This is a genomic window from Actinotignum sanguinis (assembly GCF_003957255.1).
GTDB lineage: Bacteria > Actinomycetota > Actinomycetes > Actinomycetales > Actinomycetaceae > Actinotignum > Actinotignum sanguinis.
On record NZ_QDIE01000002.1, the window covers coordinates 102,628 to 120,923 of the forward strand.

At 62.2% G+C, this 18,296-nt stretch carries 14 protein-coding genes; 3 read left to right on the top strand and 11 right to left on the bottom strand.

Annotation, left to right across the window (positions count from 1 at the left end; genetic code table 11):
• Positions 1 to 7: 7 nt before the first annotated feature.
• From DDD64_RS01115 to dapB, 4 genes are all read right to left on the bottom strand, one after another.
• Positions 8 to 2,857 carry an FtsK/SpoIIIE family DNA translocase gene (locus DDD64_RS01115; protein ID WP_126134643.1) on the bottom strand — a complete coding sequence of 950 codons (2,850 nt, stop codon included), beginning with the start codon at positions 2,855 to 2,857 and terminating at the stop codon, positions 8 to 10.
• A gap of 61 nt (positions 2,858 to 2,918) precedes the next feature.
• Entirely contained in the window at positions 2,919 to 4,595 is a 1,677-nt protein-coding gene (locus tag DDD64_RS01120; protein WP_126134644.1) for a ribonuclease J, read from the bottom strand.
• Positions 4,596 to 4,732: 137 nt separating this feature from the next.
• Positions 4,733 to 5,641 (bottom strand): 4-hydroxy-tetrahydrodipicolinate synthase, encoded by a 909-nt coding sequence (gene dapA, locus DDD64_RS01125; protein WP_126134645.1) that lies wholly within the window; start codon positions 5,639 to 5,641, stop codon positions 4,733 to 4,735.
• Positions 5,642 to 5,650: 9 nt separating this feature from the next.
• A complete protein-coding gene (gene dapB / locus DDD64_RS01130) occupies positions 5,651 to 6,397 on the bottom strand; it encodes a 4-hydroxy-tetrahydrodipicolinate reductase (RefSeq protein ID WP_126134646.1) in 747 nt (248 codons plus the stop codon).
• 37 nt (positions 6,398 to 6,434) lie between these two features.
• On the opposite strand from dapB, the gene DDD64_RS01135 reads away from it, so the two are divergent.
• Positions 6,435 to 8,417, top strand: coding sequence for an ABC-ATPase domain-containing protein (locus DDD64_RS01135; protein ID WP_126134647.1), 1,983 nt, complete (start codon positions 6,435 to 6,437; stop codon positions 8,415 to 8,417).
• Here DDD64_RS01135 and DDD64_RS01140 read toward each other — a convergent pair.
• From DDD64_RS01140 to DDD64_RS01160, 5 genes are all read right to left on the bottom strand, one after another.
• Positions 8,414 to 9,727 (bottom strand): M16 family metallopeptidase, encoded by a 1,314-nt coding sequence (locus DDD64_RS01140; protein ID WP_126134648.1) that lies wholly within the window; start codon positions 9,725 to 9,727, stop codon positions 8,414 to 8,416. The two genes, DDD64_RS01135 and DDD64_RS01140, sit on opposite strands and share 4 nt — an antisense overlap.
• 92 nt (positions 9,728 to 9,819) lie before the next feature.
• Positions 9,820 to 12,249 (bottom strand): polyribonucleotide nucleotidyltransferase, encoded by a 2,430-nt coding sequence (locus DDD64_RS01145; RefSeq protein WP_126134649.1) that lies wholly within the window; start codon positions 12,247 to 12,249, stop codon positions 9,820 to 9,822.
• 275 nt (positions 12,250 to 12,524) lie between these two features.
• Positions 12,525 to 12,794, bottom strand: coding sequence for a 30S ribosomal protein S15 (gene rpsO / locus DDD64_RS01150; RefSeq protein ID WP_016442511.1), 270 nt, complete (start codon positions 12,792 to 12,794; stop codon positions 12,525 to 12,527).
• A 199-nt stretch (positions 12,795 to 12,993) separates the two neighbouring features.
• Positions 12,994 to 13,374, bottom strand: coding sequence for a phage holin family protein (locus DDD64_RS01155; RefSeq protein ID WP_126134650.1), 381 nt, complete (start codon positions 13,372 to 13,374; stop codon positions 12,994 to 12,996).
• 62 nt (positions 13,375 to 13,436) lie between these two features.
• Positions 13,437 to 14,426 (bottom strand): bifunctional riboflavin kinase/FAD synthetase, encoded by a 990-nt coding sequence (locus DDD64_RS01160; protein WP_126134651.1) that lies wholly within the window; start codon positions 14,424 to 14,426, stop codon positions 13,437 to 13,439.
• A gap of 241 nt (positions 14,427 to 14,667) precedes the next feature.
• Here DDD64_RS01160 and DDD64_RS01165 point away from each other — a divergent pair, with 241 nt between their 5' ends.
• Together DDD64_RS01165 and DDD64_RS01170 are read left to right on the top strand one after the other, a co-directional pair.
• A complete protein-coding gene (locus tag DDD64_RS01165) occupies positions 14,668 to 15,621 on the top strand; it encodes a carbohydrate kinase family protein (RefSeq protein ID WP_126134652.1) in 954 nt (317 codons plus the stop codon).
• Between the two features lie 23 nt (positions 15,622 to 15,644).
• Positions 15,645 to 16,544: a DUF4862 family protein gene (locus DDD64_RS01170; RefSeq protein WP_126134653.1), complete on the top strand. Its 900-nt coding sequence runs from the start codon at positions 15,645 to 15,647 to the stop codon at positions 16,542 to 16,544.
• 76 nt (positions 16,545 to 16,620) lie between these two features.
• On the opposite strand, the gene truB is transcribed toward DDD64_RS01170, so the two are convergent.
• Together truB and rbfA are read right to left on the bottom strand one after the other, a co-directional pair.
• A complete protein-coding gene (gene truB, locus DDD64_RS01175; protein ID WP_241227328.1) occupies positions 16,621 to 17,721 on the bottom strand; it encodes a tRNA pseudouridine(55) synthase TruB in 1,101 nt (366 codons plus the stop codon).
• Positions 17,699 to 18,232, bottom strand: coding sequence for a 30S ribosome-binding factor RbfA (gene rbfA / locus DDD64_RS01180; protein WP_126134655.1), 534 nt, complete (start codon positions 18,230 to 18,232; stop codon positions 17,699 to 17,701). The genes truB and rbfA overlap by 23 nt, the downstream gene beginning before the upstream one ends.
• Between the last annotated feature and the right edge of the window lie 64 nt (positions 18,233 to 18,296).

The window sequence follows — 18,296 nt, forward strand, 5'->3', positions numbered from 1 at the left end:
CCCTACTTTACCGCCCCGTGAGCTGCCAGGCGTCCTCCCCGGATTCCCCGGCGGGATCATCATCGTCGTACCAGGTGGGAGCGGTGTCCTCCGGGTCGTGTGCCAGTGGGTCTTCAGCGTAGCGGTTCGTGCCCACCGTACCGGTATCTCCGGCACCGTGCGGCCCGCCAGCTGCACCAGGTGCCACAGGTGCGCCAGGTACCACAGGTGCGCCGGCCTCGGGGTGATCGGCACCTCCGACTCCAGCCGTGCTATCGCCAGTTTCGTCCTCGTAAATAGAATCGCGTTCCCCGCGCAGCATGGCGAGGGCATCTTCCACCAGTTCCGGTGCCACCAGCACGTCGCGAGCCTTCGAGCCTTCGGAAGGCCCCACAATTTCATATTGTTCGAGCAAATCCATCATCCGCCCCGCCTTGGCGAAGCCAATGCGCAGCTTACGCTGCAACATAGAGGTGGATCCGAATTGGGTGGTGATAACAATTTCCGCGGCCTGGAGCAGAATGTCGAGGTCCTCACCAATTTCTTCGCGTTGCTTCTTTTCACGCCCGGCAGCCTCCACCGTTTCCTGGAAATCTTCGCGGTACTGGGGGCGCAACTGCGTTTTCACATGCTCGACGACACGCTCAATTTCCGCTTCGTCCACCCAGGCACCCTGGAGACGAATCGGCTGGGCACCGCCTGGCATAAAGAGAGCATCGCCCTGCCCGATGAGCTTCTCCGCCCCGCCCTGGTCGAGGATGGTGCGCGAATCAGCGAGCGAGGATGTCATAAAAGCCAGGCGGGAAGGAATATTAGCCTTGATGAGGCCGGTAACCACATCCACGGAGGGCCGCTGGGTGGCGAGCACCAGGTGGATACCGGCGGCGCGCGCCAGCTGGGTGATGCGCTGGATGGAGGATTCCACGTCGCGCGGTGCCACCATCATCATATCGGCAAGTTCGTCTACCACGACCAGCAGGTAGGGATAGGGCTGGAGGGTACGGTGCGGGTCATGCGCCTTAACGGTGCCCGCCCGAATCGCCTCATTGAAATCAGTGATGTTCTTGAAGCGGTAGGACTGCATATCGTCATAGCGCGCATCCATCTCCTTGACCACCCATTCCAGCGCCTCGGCAGCTTTCTTCGGGTTGGTGATGATCGGGGTGATGAGGTGCGGAATACCGGCATAAATGGTGAGTTCCACGCGCTTGGGATCCACGAGGATCATCCGCACTTCGTCCGGGGTGCAGCGCATGAGCACCGAAGTGATCATCGAGTTAATGAAAGAGGATTTGCCGGCGCCGGTGGCCCCCGCCACCAGCAGATGTGGCATTTTCGCCAGGTTGGTCACCACGAACTGTCCGCGCACATTCTTCCCCACCGCCACGGTGAGGGGATGGTGGTCACGGCGTGCCACGTCGGATGCCAGCACATCGCCCAACTGCACCACTTCGCGGTCCGCGTTGGGAATTTCGATACCGATCGCGGATTTACCTGGGATGGGGGAAAGAATACGCACATCGGCACTCGCCACCGCGTAGGCAATATTCTTCGAGAGCTGGGTGATGCGCTCGACCTTGACGCCCGGCCCCAATTCAACTTCGTACTGGGTGACCGTCGGTCCGCGCGAAAAGCCAACCACCTGCGCGTCCACCCCGAAATCGGTGAACACCTGGGTCAGTGCAGCAACCACGCGATCATTAGCTTCGGTGCGTTCAGGATGCACCGCTCCGCGTTTGAGTAGATCCGGAGAGGGAAGCTCATACAAAATACTCGGGTCGAGGGCGAGTTGCTGAGTGCGCGTGAAGGGCACACCGGTATCGGGGGCGGGAAGATCAGGCGCCGTCGCGGCACCGTCCTGGGTGTCTGCCGCACTACCGGCTTTCTTGGTGCGCACCGTTTTTTTCGGCGACGCCGCCGCGCGGCCCGCCGCTCCACCGCCCACCGTCGGCTGAGGCAGCACCGTGGTGGCGCTCTGGGTCTGCCCGCCGTTAGCACCGTCTGCCCAGTCAGCCTCCGCCGCCCCGTCCGCGCCATTCGCACCGTTGCTGGTAGCGGGAGCGGTAGCTGCGCCGTCGTTCTCAGAAGGAGCCCCGGAAAGTGCCGCATCCAGATAGCTGCGCGCGGGCTTCTTACCGCGCCGGGACGTGCGTCCGGCGCTCGGGAGCCGGGTGGTGTTTTCCGCCGCATCAATATCGTGAGGCGAATCGTAAGGCACCGATGCGGAGTGCCCGCGGTTAGCGATCTCATCCCCCGCTTCGGCATCGCGCTGCGCGCGCCGATCCCGAATAGTGGCGGCAATATCCGCCATCGAGACGTCGGCGATGTAGAGCCCGGCCCACAGGATAATAATCACGAGGATAGGAACGGCACCCCACGGGGAGAAAAGCATCTCGAGAACGCCCCCGCTGAGCCACCCAAGTAGGCCGCCGGCGTTTTCTACGTCCGCGAAGTGGTCGGCCGGGCTTCGCGGCTGTTTCACCACGTGAATAATGCCAGCCAGACACACCACGATAATCAACACACCGAGCAGTACCCGCCGGTGTTCATTCCCGCGTGCCGGAACCACCAGTCTGATGGCGAGGGCCAGGAAGACGGCGGGAAGGAGAACGGAGAGTAACCCAAAAATACCGGCGGTGGCGTGGTGAATAACCCCGCCAAGTACCCCGGAAATATTGAACCATTCGCGCAGTGCCACAATAACCGCGAGACCGAGGAAAGTCGCCACGAGTGCGTTACGAACATTCCCCGTCAGCTGGCGCCCCTCCGCCCGCTCCGTGCCCGCCCCGTTTGCGGGCGTGGCGGAGCGTCGGGACGGGCGGCGCGCGGGCGCCGTCGTCTCTTTCTCGGTTTTTTTGACACGTCGCTGAAACTTCACATCAAAAGCCTAGCCTTTGTGCAAAAAGTTGCCCCTCCCGGCGCGCCGCATGCGAGGGGGACTACACCTCCACGACAGTCGGAATAATCATGGGCGAACGGCGCAGTTTGCGGGAAACCCAACGCCCCACCACGCGCCGCATGGCCTGCTGCATCCCGTAGCTATCCGAGCCCTTCGCCACGGCTTCTTCCAGGGCTCGCGTGACTTCCGGAGTGATGCTGTCAAAGACAGTCTCATCTTCAGCCATGGCGCGTGCCTGGAGGTGCGGACCGGTGACGATCCGCCGCGCATTGGTATCCACCACCGCGAAAATAGCAATAAATCCTTCATTGGAAAGAATTTGGCGGTCCTTGAGTTCGGATTCGGTAATATCCCCAACGGAGGAGCCATCCACATAAATATTCTGGAAAGGCACCGAACCAACGAGACGAACTTCGCCGTCGATCATATCGATAACCGAACCGTTTTCCGCCAGAATCACATTATCGGCGGGCACCCCGGTTTTCACCGCAACGCCGGCGTTCGCGACCTGGTGGCGTACCTCCCCGTGAATAGGCATGGCGTAGGCTGGCTGCAAAATGTTGTAGCAGTAGAGCAATTCGCCCTGTGCGGCATGCCCGGAGACGTGCACCCGCGCATTGCCCTGGTGAATCACATTCGCGCCGAGCTTGATAAGCCCGTTGATCACCCGAAATACCGAATTTTCGTTTCCGGGAATGAGCGAGGAGGCCAGCAGCACCGTATCTCCCGGATTAATCGCCACCTTAGGGTGGGAACGATTCGCGATACGAGAGAGCACGGCCATGGGTTCACCCTGGGAGCCGGTGGACATGTAGATGCGGCGGTTTTCGGGCAGGTCCTTCATATTTTTGAGGTCGACGACGGTGCCTTCTGGCACATCCAAATACCCGAGGTCCTCCGCGATCTTCATATTGCGCACCATAGAGCGACCCACGAATGCGACCTTACGGCCGTTATGTGCCGCGGCATTGAGAACCTGCTGGACCCGGTGCACGTGCGAAGCAAAGGAAGCAACAACGATCTGCCCGGTAGCCCCGCCGATCACCGAATCAATCACCGGCTGAATTTCCGACTCGGAATGCACAAAACCGGGGATTTCGGCGTTGGTGGAATCACACATGAAGAGATCCACGCCTTCGTCTCCGGCCGCCGCGAAAGCACGCAGGTCGGTGAGACGTCCGTCCAGCGGAAGCTGGTCCATCTTGAAATCACCCGTGATGAGAATATTGCCCTCCGGGGTGCGGATGAAGAGGGCCAGTGCATCCGGAATGGAGTGGTTGACGGCAATGAACTCAAATTCCATGCCCGCGATGCTCATGGAATCCCCCTCGGCCACCACGGTGACATTCGGGGCGATGTGGTGCTCCTGGAGCTTCGCCTCCACGAAAGCAATGGTCAATTGGGAGCCGATCACCGGGATATCCGGGCGCATTTTCAGCAGATACGGCACTGCCCCGATATGATCCTCATGCCCGTGGGTGAGGACGATGGCGGCAATATCGTCGAGGCGGTCTTCCAGGTAGTCAAGATTGGGGAGAATAAGATCAACACCGGGTTGGGCTTCTTCGGGGAACAGCACTCCGCAATCGGCAACTACCAATTTGCCCTGGTATTCAAGAACGTTGCAATTGCGACCAACTTCACCGAGTCCGCCCAGGGGAACGATACGAACGGCGTTCCGCAGCGGTGGTACAGATTTCTTCACTTCATCACTCACCCCTGTATTCTCTCACGAAGCGCGGCGCTTCCATAGGTGCTTCCTGCCCGGACCTCGCCCTGGCGGCTCGATACCCGCGCGGGCACGGGCACCGTGCGCGCCGCCGGGGAACACCGAGCGCGCACCAGCAGGGGGAGCTAGCTCGCGAGGAGACCTTCGGCGCGCAGTGCTTCCGCCAATTCCGCGATCTGCGCCGTAGATGCCCCTACCAGGGGTAGGCGCAGGGTAGCCGAGGGGATGATCCCGAGGAGTTTGAGCGCTTCTTTCGCCATAACGGCACCTTGCCCGCTTCCCATAATCGCGGAAATAATATGGCGCTGCGCGGCGGCTTCCCGGCGGGCAGCCGGCAGATCTCCGGCGTCGACCTGCTCCACCAGGGCCCGCAAGCGGGCCGCAATAACGTGCCCGGCCACCGAAATCACCCCGGAAGCCCCGTGCGCGAGCCAGGCGAAATTGAGGGCATCGTCTCCCGAGTAATATTCCAAGCCGGTGCGTGCCATTTTGACGAAACCGGCCGCCACGTCACCGGTAGCATCTTTCACGGCGAGGATGCGCGGGTGCTCAGCCAGGCGCAGCAACGTATCCAGTTCGAGCCGCACCCCGGTGCGCCCCGGAATATCGTAAACCATAACGGGCAGGTCCGTGGCTTCCGTCACGTTCACAATATGCTGGTAGACGCCTTCCTGGGAGGGCCGGTTGTAATACGGGGCGACGACGAGCAGCCCCTGCGCCCCACTTTTCTCGGCCCCGCGGGCAATGCGCACCGCGTGGGCGGTGTCATTGGAGCCGGCGCCGGCGATAACCATGGCGCGGTTACCAACCGCCGCGCATACTTCCCGCACCAGGACGTCTTTTTCCGGCTGGTGCGTGGTAGGAGATTCTCCGGTGGTGCCGGAAAGGAGCAGGGAATCACATCCCTGGTCCACAAGGGTGGTGGCCAGCGCCACCGCGGCGTCAACATCCAAGGCCCCGTCGGCGTGGAAAGGGGTCACCATGGCAACGCTAACGGATCCAAAACTGCGTGAAGGCAAAGTGTGCTCGTCCATGGGCTCAGCCTATCGTTCCCAGCTCATGTACTGCTCTAATCCGACCTGCACGCCCGGATGCTGGTCAATGCCGCGGATCGCCAGAAGCACCCCGGGCATAAAAGACTCACGGGTGAAAGAATCTTGGCGCAAGGTGAGCTGTTCCCCGGGATTCCCCAACAGCACCGTTTCGTGAGCATTCAAGCCCCGAAGGCGCACCGCATGCACCGGGATGCCGGCAATTTTCTCCCCGCGGGCGGGCGCGGGTCCGGTGGTGGCATCGGGAGCCGGTGCGCATCCGGCTGCCTCCCGAGCTGCCGCGATTTTCTCCGCGGTGGCGCGCGCCGTTCCCGAAGGTGCATCCACTTTATCGGGATGGTGCATTTCCACCACTTCGACGGATTCAAAATACGGGGCGGCCATTTCCGCGAACATCATGGTGAGTACGGCACTCAAACCAAAATTCGGGGCGATGAGCACATGGCGCCCCGTTTCCTTGGCCACCGCCTCGATGCGCGCAATCTTTTCCGGGGTCCATCCCGTGGCTCCGACGACGGCGTGGCAGCCGTTGGTGAGCAACGCACGCACGGTATCTTCCGTGGCGTCGGGAACGGTGAAATCGACTCCCACAGTGGCGCCCGCCAGGGTCTGGGGGGTGATGGGATCATCCTTGGTGATCCGGGCGGTCAGGTTCATATCGGGGGCGTCGGTGACGGCGGCACACACGGTGCTACCCATCCGTCCCGCCGCGCCCACCACAGCTACGTTGATAGTCATACCGTCCATGCTACGTGGCCTGGATAGACTAGGTGCTATGAGTTTTGGATATGAGCACAGCTCGGAACGTTACGATGCCCGCGGTGGGCGCGACTACCGGGGAGGCCGGGGCCCGCGCGGGGGCCGAGATCGCCACTTTGACCGTCGGGATAGGCGAGGCGGGGCGCCGCGCGAACGGCGCGAATTTGTGCGGGTCGAGGGAGACGACGTCGATCTTATTGATCGCCTCCACGAACTGGACGGACGCAACTACCCGGCCTACAAGTCCGTTATCGGTGATTATGACTACGGCATGTATACCGTCCATATTGATCGGGTGCAATCCGATCCCTACGCCCCACCCTCCTCGCTGCGGGTAACGGCCGATCCGGCGAAGGTGGGGATTCCCGCCGACTTGCTCACCACCCCGGAACAGCGCCTGGCTGTTGCTGATTTCCTGGCCCGCACTTTTGCGGAGCGCTCCCGTCATTCCCGCGATATTTCTATCGCGAAAGTGGGGCAAGAGATTTTGGAGCGTTCGAGCGCAACCGTTTTCGCCAATCGCGTGGAATTACGTTTCCAATGCCATTTCCCGGCTCAGGGACGCACCATCCTCGGGCACGCCATGGCGCAAACCGCAGATGAGTACCTTCCCGAGATTATCGAAGCCACGCTCAATTTCTCCTCCGAAGGAGAAGAATTCGCTGCTCACCGGGCCGCGTTACGCAAACACGTGGAAACGTATGAAGATTATCTCGCCCTCCAGGAACTGATTCGGGAGCGCGGCTGGATTGGTTTTATTAACGACGGCGCAGTGCTGGTGCGCCGCTCAGGAATTTCCGATCTGCCTTTGACAGACGCCATCGCATTCTCCAGCCCCGAGAACTTGCGCGACAGCGTGCATCTTCCCCATGCCGGTGAGGTGACCGGTATGCCGATTATCCCGGGTATTACGGTGATCGTCGGCGGGGGCTACCACGGTAAATCCACGTTACTCTCCGCTCTCGAGCGCAGCGTCTATCCGCATATCCCCGGGGATGGCCGCGAACTGGTGGCCCTGGATCCCAGCGCGATGAAGGTGCGCGCTGCCGATGGACGCTGGGTGACCGGTGTGGATGTCTCAGCTTTCATTAATTCCCTGCCCGATGGCACGGACACCACCGATTTTTCCACCGAAAATGCTTCGGGTTCCACTTCGCAGGCCGCCGCGATTTCCGAGTCCATCGAAGCCGGCTCGCGGGTTTTGCTTATTGATGAGGACACCTCGGCCACCAATCTCATGATTCGTGATGAGCGGATGCGCGCGCTGGTTCCGGCTACCCAGGAACCTATTACACCTTTTGTGGATCGGGTGGCCGGTATGGCGCGCGCCGGTATTTCCACCATCATGGTCATGGGCGGCTCGGGTGATTACTTGGATGCCGCGGATCGGGTACTCCTCATGGATCACTACGTGTGCCACGATGTTACGGAGCAGGCCCGTGCGGTAGCCGCAGCTCACCCGCGAGAGCGCAATGATATCGCTGAGTTTACGCACCCGGCACCGCGCTATCCTCTCCCCCTCAAGGCCCACGGGGTGAAGGCGAAAACGAAATCGCGCGGGGTGGATCTTATTTCTCTGGATCGCGCTGATATTGATGTGAGCGATGTGCCCCAGATTGTGGATCCGGGCCAAACCGCCGCAATTGCCTGGGCGATCCGCTCCCTGACCGACCCCACCCGCGCCCTGTGCCTACGGGGCAAATACACCGTTCCGGAAGGTATTGGGCGCCTCGAGGAGACAATCGCTACGCACGGTCTGGATGCGCTGGGCGCCGGCGAGAAACCAGCTTTCCTGGCACGGCCGCGCGCGGTGGATATCGCCGCGGCGCTTAACCGTTACCGCACCCTCAAGGTGGTGCACGCACCCGTAGAGGAACCCACCGCGGACGAGGCAGAGGATGCAGAGAAGGCTCACGATCTCGTTGCCACGCCGTCCGCACCGTCGGTAGAGAGCACCACCAGCGCACCGTCCGCGCCGTCGGCCGGAAGCGCCTGCTAGTTCTCCGGTCCGACCGTTACACACGAACGCTGGCCTGCCGCAATGCGGCGGGCCAGCTCGTTTATATCGGCGGCTCGCACGGCGCGGGCCCGGCGCAGGTGTTCCTCATGCGAAATAATGCTGCCGCGCACCAACTCGGAGGTACCGAGCCGCGTCATAGCGGTGCCCACCCGTTCGGCGTCGAAAACAATATCGGCACGCAGACGCCGGAAAGCAGATTCCGTTTCTTCTTCGCTCACGCCGTCACGGGCGAGGCGATCCAACTCGGTCATCATGAGCTCCCGCACGGTGCCCACATTGTGCGGGGCGCACCCGGCCGCCAGGCAGAACATCCCGCCTTCACGGTAACTAACCGGGAAGGAGTAGGTCGAGTAGGCCAAGGCGCGCCGCTCGCGAATTTCTTGGAAGAGCCGCGAGGACGTTCCTCCACCCAGAATCGCGTTGAGGGCGAGCAAGGTAGGAAGCTCCGCGCTGGTCAAGCTCAGCCCCGGCATCCCCACGATAACCGCAGCCTGCTCCACTTCCTTAGGAATGTGCAGCTCGCGTGCCTCCTGGTAGGTAATGGACGGGGCGATACGGCGCGGGTGGGCATCGCGCTCCGTGCTCAGATCCCAGCCCCCGGTGCTCAGCGCCCCCACCGCCAGCTCGCACAGTTCTTCATGGTCGACGGCGCCCGCGGCAACCACCACCACCTCATCGGGATGATAGACCCCGTGGTAGTGCTCGAGGAGCGCCTCGTGTTGCAAAGCCCGCACCGTTTGCGCCGTTCCCCCGACGGGGCGCGCCAAGGGGTGATCCCCGAAGACGAGCTGTGGGATTTTCTCCATGGCGGTATCGGTAGCGTCGTCGGCATACATGGCGAGTTCTTCGAGAATAACGCCGCGTTCCACGGCGAAATCTTCGGCACTCAGCGTGGCGCTGGTGAGCATATCCGCGAGGATATCAACGGCCTGGGCCAGGTCTTCGTCAAAAATATGACCGTGGTAGTGGGTGTATTGCTTCGAGGTGGCCGCGTTAAAGCCACCGCCCAGATAGTCTGTTTCCCGCGAAATATCAAGGGAACTGCGCCGCTTCGTTCCCTTGAAGAGCAGGTGCTCCAGGAAATGGGTGGATCCTTGGGTATCCGCTACTTCGTCGCGAGATCCGGCACCCACCCACATGCTGACGTAAGTGGAGTGAATATGGGGCAGGCGGTAGCTGAGGACACGGAGCCCGCCGGGGAGGACGGTGCGGCGCAGAAGTGCGCCGTCGTCGTCGATACTGAGACTGGCGCCCGCGTTAAGCGGAAGGGGCAGTTCGCTATACAACATGGGAATACTTTCCTGGATAGTTACGCAAACTCCCCGAACGTCCGGAAACATTCGGGGAGCTCACTGTACCTTAGCGCCCGTGGGCGCGGGTTTTAGTCTTCGTCCGTGTGAACGGTGCGACGACGCCGCCGCGAACCGCGACTTCCACGCGAACCGCGGCTCGAGCTGGAGTCAGCATCGGAGTCGTCGGCCGAGGGTGCGCTGGGCGCCGAGGACTCGGTGCGCCGGCGCGAACGGGAACGCGAACGGTTCTGGCGCGGGGCGCTCTCCTCCGCTTCACCGTGCTCGCCCTGCTCGGACGTTTCCGTTTCGGCGCTTGCTTCGCCTTCCGGAACCACCGCTTCCAGGGAGATCTTGCCGCGGTCATCGATTTCACCGATTTCGACCTCGACCTTATCGCCTACGTTGAGGACATCTTCTACGTTTTCCACGCGCTTGCCACCCACGAGGCGGCGAATCTGGGAAATGTGGAGGAGACCGTCGCGCCCCGGGGTGAGGGAGATGAACGCGCCGAAGGTGGTGGTCTTGACCACGGTACCTACGTAGCGTTCGCCCACTTCGGGAAGCTGCGGGTTGGCAATGGAATTGACGGTGTCACGGGCGGCTTCCGCGGAAACGCCGTCGGCGGCGCCAATGAAGACGGTGCCGTCGTCTTCGATGGTGATTTCCGCGCCGGTATCTTCCTGGATCTGGTTGATCATCTTGCCCTTGGGGCCGATGACCTCACCGATCTTGTCCACCGGGATCTTCACGGTGAGGATACGCGGGGCGGTGGGGGCCATCTCATCGGGGCCGTCAATGGCCTGGTTCATGAGATCGAGGATGGCCAGGCGAGCATCACGGGCCTGGGACAGCGCCGCGGAAAGAACCTCCGCGGGGATACCGTCCAGCTTGGTGTCCAGCTGGAGCGCGGTCACGTACTCGCGGGTACCGGCCACCTTGAAGTCCATATCGCCCAGGGCGTCTTCCGCACCGAGGATATCGGTGAGGGTCACGTACTTGGTTTCCCCGTCGATCTGGGCGGAGATAAGACCCATGGCGATGCCGGCAACCGGGGCCTTGAGCGGCACCCCGGCGTTGAGTAGGGACATGGTCGAGGCGCATACGGAACCCATGGAGGAGGAGCCGTTCGAGCCCATCGTCTCGGAGACCTGGCGGATCGCGTAGGGGAATTCCTCGCGGCTGGGCAGCTGGGATTCCAGCGCCATTTCGGCCAGGTGCCCGTGCCCGATTTCGCGGCGCTTGGGGCTGCCCACACGCCCGGTTTCGCCGGTGCAATAGGGCGGGAAGTTGTAGTGGTGGATGTAGCGCTTGTGGGTAATCGGGGAAAGATTATCCAGCGGCTGCTCCATCTTGAGCATATTGAGGGTGGTCACCCCGAGGATCTGCGTTTCACCACGCTGGAAGATCGCCGAGCCGTGCACGCGCGGCAACACGCCAGCCTGCGCGGAAATCGAACGAATATCGGTGGGGCGGCGCCCGTCCATCCGCACGTTTTCAGTGAGGACGTGGCGGCGCATAACTTCCTTGAAGTGGTCATTGACCGCGGCAGCGAGGCCCGGGCCGTCTTCTTCCAGATTGAACTGGGCATCGGCGGGCACCGTCAGTTCGGAAACGATCTGATCGGTAAGGTCATTGAGGGCGGTATCGCGCTCCACCTTGTCCACAATTCCGAGGATGGTATTGAAGCGATCACCCAGAACATTTCCGACGGCCTCAAATTGAGCTTCGGTGTAATTCGGGAAGAAGGGGTAGTCCGCGGTGGGCTTACCGCATTCTTCGATGAGCGCGCGCTGCGCCTCGCAGAGGGTGCGGATAACGCCCTTGGCGGCTTCCAGGCCCTGGGTAATAACTTCTTCGGTGGGGGCAATACCACCGGCGGCCACATTCGCTTCCGTTTGTTCGGGAGCTTGGGCCTCCACCATGGTGATGGCGACGTCGTCCCCAACAATGCGCCCGGCAATATCCATGGAGAAGGTGGCGCGCGCCATTTCCGACCAGCGCGGGAAGGCGATCCACTGCCCGTCCACGAGGGACACGCGGGTGCCGCCGACCGGGCCAGCAAAAGGCAGATCCGTCAGCGAGGTGGACAGGGACGCGGCGTTAATCGCGAGGACGTCGTAAGCATCATCCGGGTGGATGGAGAGGACCGTCTCCACGATCTGCACTTCGTTACGCATGCCCTTGGTGAAGAGCGGGCGCAGCGGGCGGTCGATGAGGCGGGCGGCCAGAATCGCATCCGTACCGGGGCGACCTTCGCGACGGAAGAACGAGCCGGGAATTTTACCGGCCGCGTAGGATCGTTCTTCCACGTCCACCGTCAGCGGGAAGAAATCGAAATGTTCCTTCGGGCTTTTCGAGGCGGTGGTGGCGGAGAAAACGGTGGTTTCTCCGTCTAGGTAAGCCAGGGCGGCACCGTTGGCCTGTTGAGCAAGCAGCCCGGTTTCAAAACGGATGGTACGTGTTCCAAAGGAGCCGTTATCAACAACGGCTTCCACACTATGAATATTGGGACCCTCCACGGGACCTCCTTTTATTTCGGCCGCGAGGCGGCCATCAGTGGTAATTCACGAAAACGGGCCAGAGTTATTCCCGCCTTCGTCAACCATCACCGAAGACCACGTTCGCGGTACTCCACATATTGGGGTGCGCAGGCGCGCCACACCCTTTCTATCGTAGTGTCCGAGCAAGCAGCTGAGCGCCGCACGCAGTTCACTTGCGGCGATGCTGAGCAGCTTCTCACGCCTGCGGACATACGGAAAGCGGCCCGGGATGAAACCCGAGCCGCTTTAAGTACTTATCGACGCAAGCCGAGGCGTGCGATCAGCGACCGGTACCGCTCGATATCTTCCTCAGCGAGGTAGCTGAGAAGGCGGCGGCGCTGGCCGATAAGAAGCATGAGGCCACGGCGCGAATGATGGTCGTGGATGTGCGAGCGGAAGTGCTCCGTCAGCTGCGAAATACGAGCCGAGAGCAGGGCCACCTGCACTTCGGGGGAACCGGTATCGCCCTCGTGCGTGGCGTATTCGGCAATGATCTTCTGCTTTTCTTCAGGCTTGAGGGCCATGCGATTCTCCTTAGTTTCCGTTGCACGGAGCTCCGGGGCATGTTCTCCCAGGCATGACGCTACCGTGGCCGATGTAAACGGCCTGAAAATTCTAGCACACGGCGACGACGCCGCGCACTGGCGTCCCCGCCAGTGCGGGTGTGGCCTTCCCCGCTTTCCGTTTACTAGTCGATGGCGGGTAGCTAGTCGATGGCGCGAGCTAGGAGCGTTCCACGAAACCGCTGAGCACCATATTGACGAGGGAGACCACGATCCCGCCGAAGAGTGCCGCCCAGAAGCTACCTACCACCAGGTGCACCGCCAAGTCCTGAGAAGCCCAGGCGGTGAGCGAGATCATCGCCGCGTTGATCACCAGGGAGAAGAGTCCGAGAGTGAGGATATAGAGCGGGAATGAGAGGAATTTCAAGATTGGGCGGATCACCGCGTTGAGAATGGCAAGAATGAGGCCGGCCACCACGAACCATCCAATGAGGCGGAGCGTATCGGGGGCCTCCCCCACCATTGCCAGACCGGGAATAACCAACGTGGCTACCCACAGTGCAACAGCATTGATAGCGACGCGAAGAGCGAATGTACTCATGCACCTACCCTAGCGAATGCGCCCTGTGGTTTCTCGGCGGTGCTAACGGCGCCGACGGCTTGTTAGGCCCGCACCGCCCCGGGTGGGACACGCCCGGCGGGTGGAACGCCCAAGCGGTCCGCAGTTTCTAAAACGTCCAGGTCGATACGATTCAGCAGCTCATCAACCGAGCCGAAGGTAAGCATGGGGCGGATGCGGGAGACGAAATCGATACTGATGGGTTCCCCGTAGAGGTTGAGGTCGCTACGCCCGAGCACGTGGGCTTCCACGGTACGTTCCTGGCCATCGAATTGCGGATTGGTCCCCACGGATATGGCTGCCGGGAGGTATTCTTCGGCGCTGCCTCCCGAAACGCGGCGCACTAGCCATCCGGCGTACACGCCATCAGCAGGCACTTCACCAAGCTCATCGCCACTCAGGTTGGCGGTGGGGAATCCCAATTCACGCCCGCGCCGTGCCCCGTGCACCACGGTGCCGTGGATACGGTGCGGGCGCCCTAGGATCTGCGCGGCGCTAGCGACATCGCCGGTAGCAAGCGCGGCGCGCACCCGGGTGGAGGACCACCGTTCACCCGCCGCGTCACAGCGGTCACCTACGATTTCCACACCGAAACCCAGCTCGGTGCCGAGGCGACGCAGCACCGCTTCATCTCCGGTATTCCCCGCCCCGAAACGAGCATCGTGCCCAACCACAACGAAACCGGCCCGGAGTTGGCCCACAAGTTGGTTCCGCACAAATTCCGCGGCGGTGGCACGGGCGTAGGCGGCGTCGTAACGCTGGAGGTAGAGCGCATCCGCACCCAGCGTCTCAATGCGATTAATGCGATCTTGCAAGCTCATGACGAGACGAATATTTGCCTCGGGGCGGTGGACGGTGGCGGGATGGGGATCAAACGTGAGAACAATAACGGGCCAGCCGAGTTCCCGGCCAATATCAACCGCGCGGGTGAGAACGGCGCGGTGTCCACGATGGACGCCGTCGTACACCCCGAAGGTCACCACACTCCGGTCAAAATCCGGCGAAATATCTAAGGGAGATGTCCAAATCTGCACGTTCTCCAGGGTAGCTTATTCCCACCGTTATCCCACCAGCGCAAAAATCAGAATTTTTTGCGCGCTCGGGCTTGACATTTTTCTGTTATGGCGCGGGGCCTCCCGCGCCCCGTATGCCCCAAAATCCCGGTGATTTTCCAGATAAACTGGTACGCGAAGAAAGCGTGCGCAGCGTCGGGCAGCCAGGTTACGGCGCCCCGGGCCTGCGCGCAGGATAGCTGTGGCGATGGGAGGCACACCAATGGCACGATTTGTGAGCGCCGGTGAAGCACTTGTAGACATTATTATCCGTGAAGGGGAAACCGGACCCGGCACCGAGGTCGTGGGCGGTTCACTTCTCAATGTGGCATCCGGTGTTGCCCGGCTCGGCCAGCACGTGGAACTCGCTACCTGGTTCGGGCGTGATGAGCGAGGGGAACGTATCGCCGCGCAGGCCGCCGCCATGGGTGTGGATATCGTCCCCGGGTCCGACGGCGCCAGCCGCACCACCACCGCGAGCGCCTTCCTCGACGCGGAGGGCCGGGCACGTTATGAGTTCGACGTCGAATCGGACTTCCCCGAGATACCGGACCCGGAAACGGTGGGTCACCTGCACTGCGGCTCGTACTCTGCGGTGGTGGGTGCCTCGAGCAAGAAGATTTTGCGTGCCGTCAAGCGCCAGGCTCTCACCGGCACCGTTTCCTATGATCCGAATGCCCGCCCGGATCTTATGGGTTCTCCCGAAAAGGTGCGGGAGAGCATTGAGGAACTGGTGGCACTGTGCGATGTGGTCAAGGCTTCCGACGAGGATCTCGAATGGCTCTACCCCGGTGAGCCGGTGGAGCGAATCATGCGGCGTTGGGTCACCTCCGGGCCGGGCATGGTGGTGGTAACCCGCGGGCCGTGGGGCGCTTATGTCAAGCTGGCCGGGGAGCGCGATATGCTCGTCGTCGATCCGCTTAATGTGGAGCTGGGCGACACCGTGGGCGCCGGCGATTCGTTTATGGCCGGAATGCTGGCCGGACTCATGGAGGCCGGGCTTCTCGGATCGGTGGAAGCCAAGCAGCGCCTGCGTGCAGCCCATTTCTCCGACGTGCGCCCCGCCCTGCACCAGGCGGTTATTACGGCGGGGCTAACCGTCAGCCACGACGGTGCTTACTCCCCCACTCCCGCGGAGGTAGACACTGTTCGCACCGGCGACCCGGCGCTACGTTAAGTATTATTTTGGAAGGAAAATAAATGACACTCCCCTTCGTTGTTGGGGCGTATGCTTCGCTCCCCGAACCCGCCTCGCAGCCCGATTACTATCACCTGCTGGCGGAGCAGGAATGGGTCTCCGGAATCGAGATTCCTTTCCCCGGAGTCCTGGCCAGCGATGCCAAGTCCATCGCGGATGTCATCGCCCCGCACTGGACGTTTAACACAATTACCGCGATTCCCGGAACCATGCAGAACATCGGGAAAAACCCGGCTTTCGGACTGGCTTCCCCCGACGAGGAGGGCCGCGCGGCCGCCCTCGCTTTCACGGGCAAGATTCGGGACGCCGTTGCTTCCCTCGCCCAGCTCAGTGGCCGCCCCGTCATCACGAAGGTGCAGCTCCATTCAGCACCCACAAAGCAGGCCGACGGCGCAGCTTTCCGCGCCTCCCTTACCGAGCTAGCGAAGTGGGATTGGTCCGGGGCGGTTCCCGTGATCGAGCATTGTGACCGCTATATCGAAGGTCAGGCTCCGGAAAAGGGCTTCCTTGCCCTCGAGGAAGAAATTGCTCTCTGCCAGGAGCTAAGCCTGGGTATCCACATCAACTGGGGGCGCTCCGCACTCGAAGAACGCAGCGCGGACACGGCTTTCGCGCATATCAAGGCATGCGGCGAGGCGGGTGTGCTTGCCGGTCTCATGTTCTCCGGAGCGGGCCCGGCAGAAACCCAGTACGGCTACGCCTGGATTGACGGACATCTGCCCTCGCAGACTGATGAGCCGACGTCGATTATGACGGCGGAAGAAATCACCCGCTGCGCCAATGCTGCTCGCGAGGGCGGGGCGCAGTACCTGGGGGCCAAGATCTGCGTGCCAGCCAATGCTTCTTTGCCTGAGCGCGTTGCCATGCTTGAGCATATCCACCGTGCCGCGGTAGCGAACTAACCGCACATTATCGCTAGCGCGTGCATCACCCCGCGCCGGTTACCTTCACGGCACCGGCGCGGGGATTTTTATGCACCTACACGCCGAGGGGGAATACTGTGGCCGGCCGGAAGGTATCCCCGTGCCGGCGCGCAACCGCAACAAGGTCATCGCCGCGCAGCAGGGCTACGGTGCCAGCTTCACTTCCTGCCCTGGAATCGTCTGCCTGTACCTCTGGGGCGAGCTCATCCTCTGGCACGGTTCCTCCAGCAGGCGCCACTTCTCTCCCCCGTGCCTGAAGGAATTGGCCGTGGCGCACGGATTCAGCTTCGGCTAGGTCAATCTGCACCGTCGGCAGCGCACGAACCGCCACCTGCGCCAGCGGGATAACAGGGGGCTGTGCCCCGCTCTCTACCAGTTGTGCTAGTTCCGCTATGCTCACCGCTTCGGCTTGGCTGAAGCCACCCACGCGGGTGCGTCGCAGCGCGCTCATGAGGGCCGCACTTCCCAGTGCTATCCCGGTATCCCGGGCAAGGGCACGGACGTAGGTGCCCGAAGAGCAGCTCACTTCCACATCAACATCGGCAACCGACACAGATGGTGCGTGAGCTTCTACCTCATGCATCCCATCCCCCAGAGCCGCACCATCCAGCGCCGCTATGCTACTGATCTCCACGTGGCGCCACCGAAGCTCCCCGCTACGCTCCAGCCGAGCAATATGGACCGGCACCGCCTCGAGCGCCACCTCCTGGCCAGCTCGAGCCAGGTCATAGGCCCGCTTGCCAGCGATCTTCTTGGCCGAATACGCCGAAGGCACCTGGGAGATATCACCCTGGAGGGAGGAGAGAGCAGCGTCAAGCTGCGCCGTCGTACCGGAAAAACCTGGAGCGGACGTGACGGTACCCGTGCAGTCCTCGGTATCGGAGCCGATGCCGAGCGTAAACGTGGACCGGTAGTCTTTATTAGCCCCGCTCAGGTAGGTGAGGAGACGGGTACCTGCGCCGACGCCCACCACGAGCACCCCGGTGGCCATCGGGTCAAGAGTACCGGCGTGCCCAACTTTACGGGTGGCGCATAGACGACGCAGCGCCGCAACAACGTCGTGGGAGGTCACTCCGGCGGGTTTATCAATGACCAGGACGCCGCTCGGCGCCGGGTGCTGCGCGCGCGGCAGCTCAGGCCAAGGATTCGGGCGCATCGGTTTCACGAGATGCCTCCGGAGCAGATGTCGCATGAGGAAGCGACGGAGCCTCAGAGTCTGACGGTGCGGCGGCGCCGTCGTCCTCCGTTACCTCACGGGGTTTGCGGTAGGGATCAGCCTCCCCCGCGTATTCCTTGCCCTCCGCGTTGCGCGCCAGTTCGGCATCACGGTGCAGCGCCGCGGCCAGAACATCCTCGAAGGTGCGAGCACCTTCGGGCAGTTCGTCTGCCACAAATTCCAGGGTCGGGGTGAGCCGCAAACCGAGCTGGCGGCCCACTTCCGAACGCAGCGCACCCTTGGCCGCCTCCAGTCCGCGAGCAGCGTCTTTCACCTGGTGTTCGTGCCCGATCGCCGTGAAGAATACGGTGGCGTGCTGGAGGTCGCCGGTTACCCGGGTATCGGTGATAGTCACCATGGTCAGGCGCGGATCTTTCATACGGGTATTAATGGTTTGCGCCACGATCTGCTGGATACGTTTCGCCACCCGTTCCGCACGGGGATTAGCCATCTTCGTCTCCTTTATTGCTGGTGGATACGGTGCGGCCCGCCAGCGCCAGTGGCGAGCCGGCGGG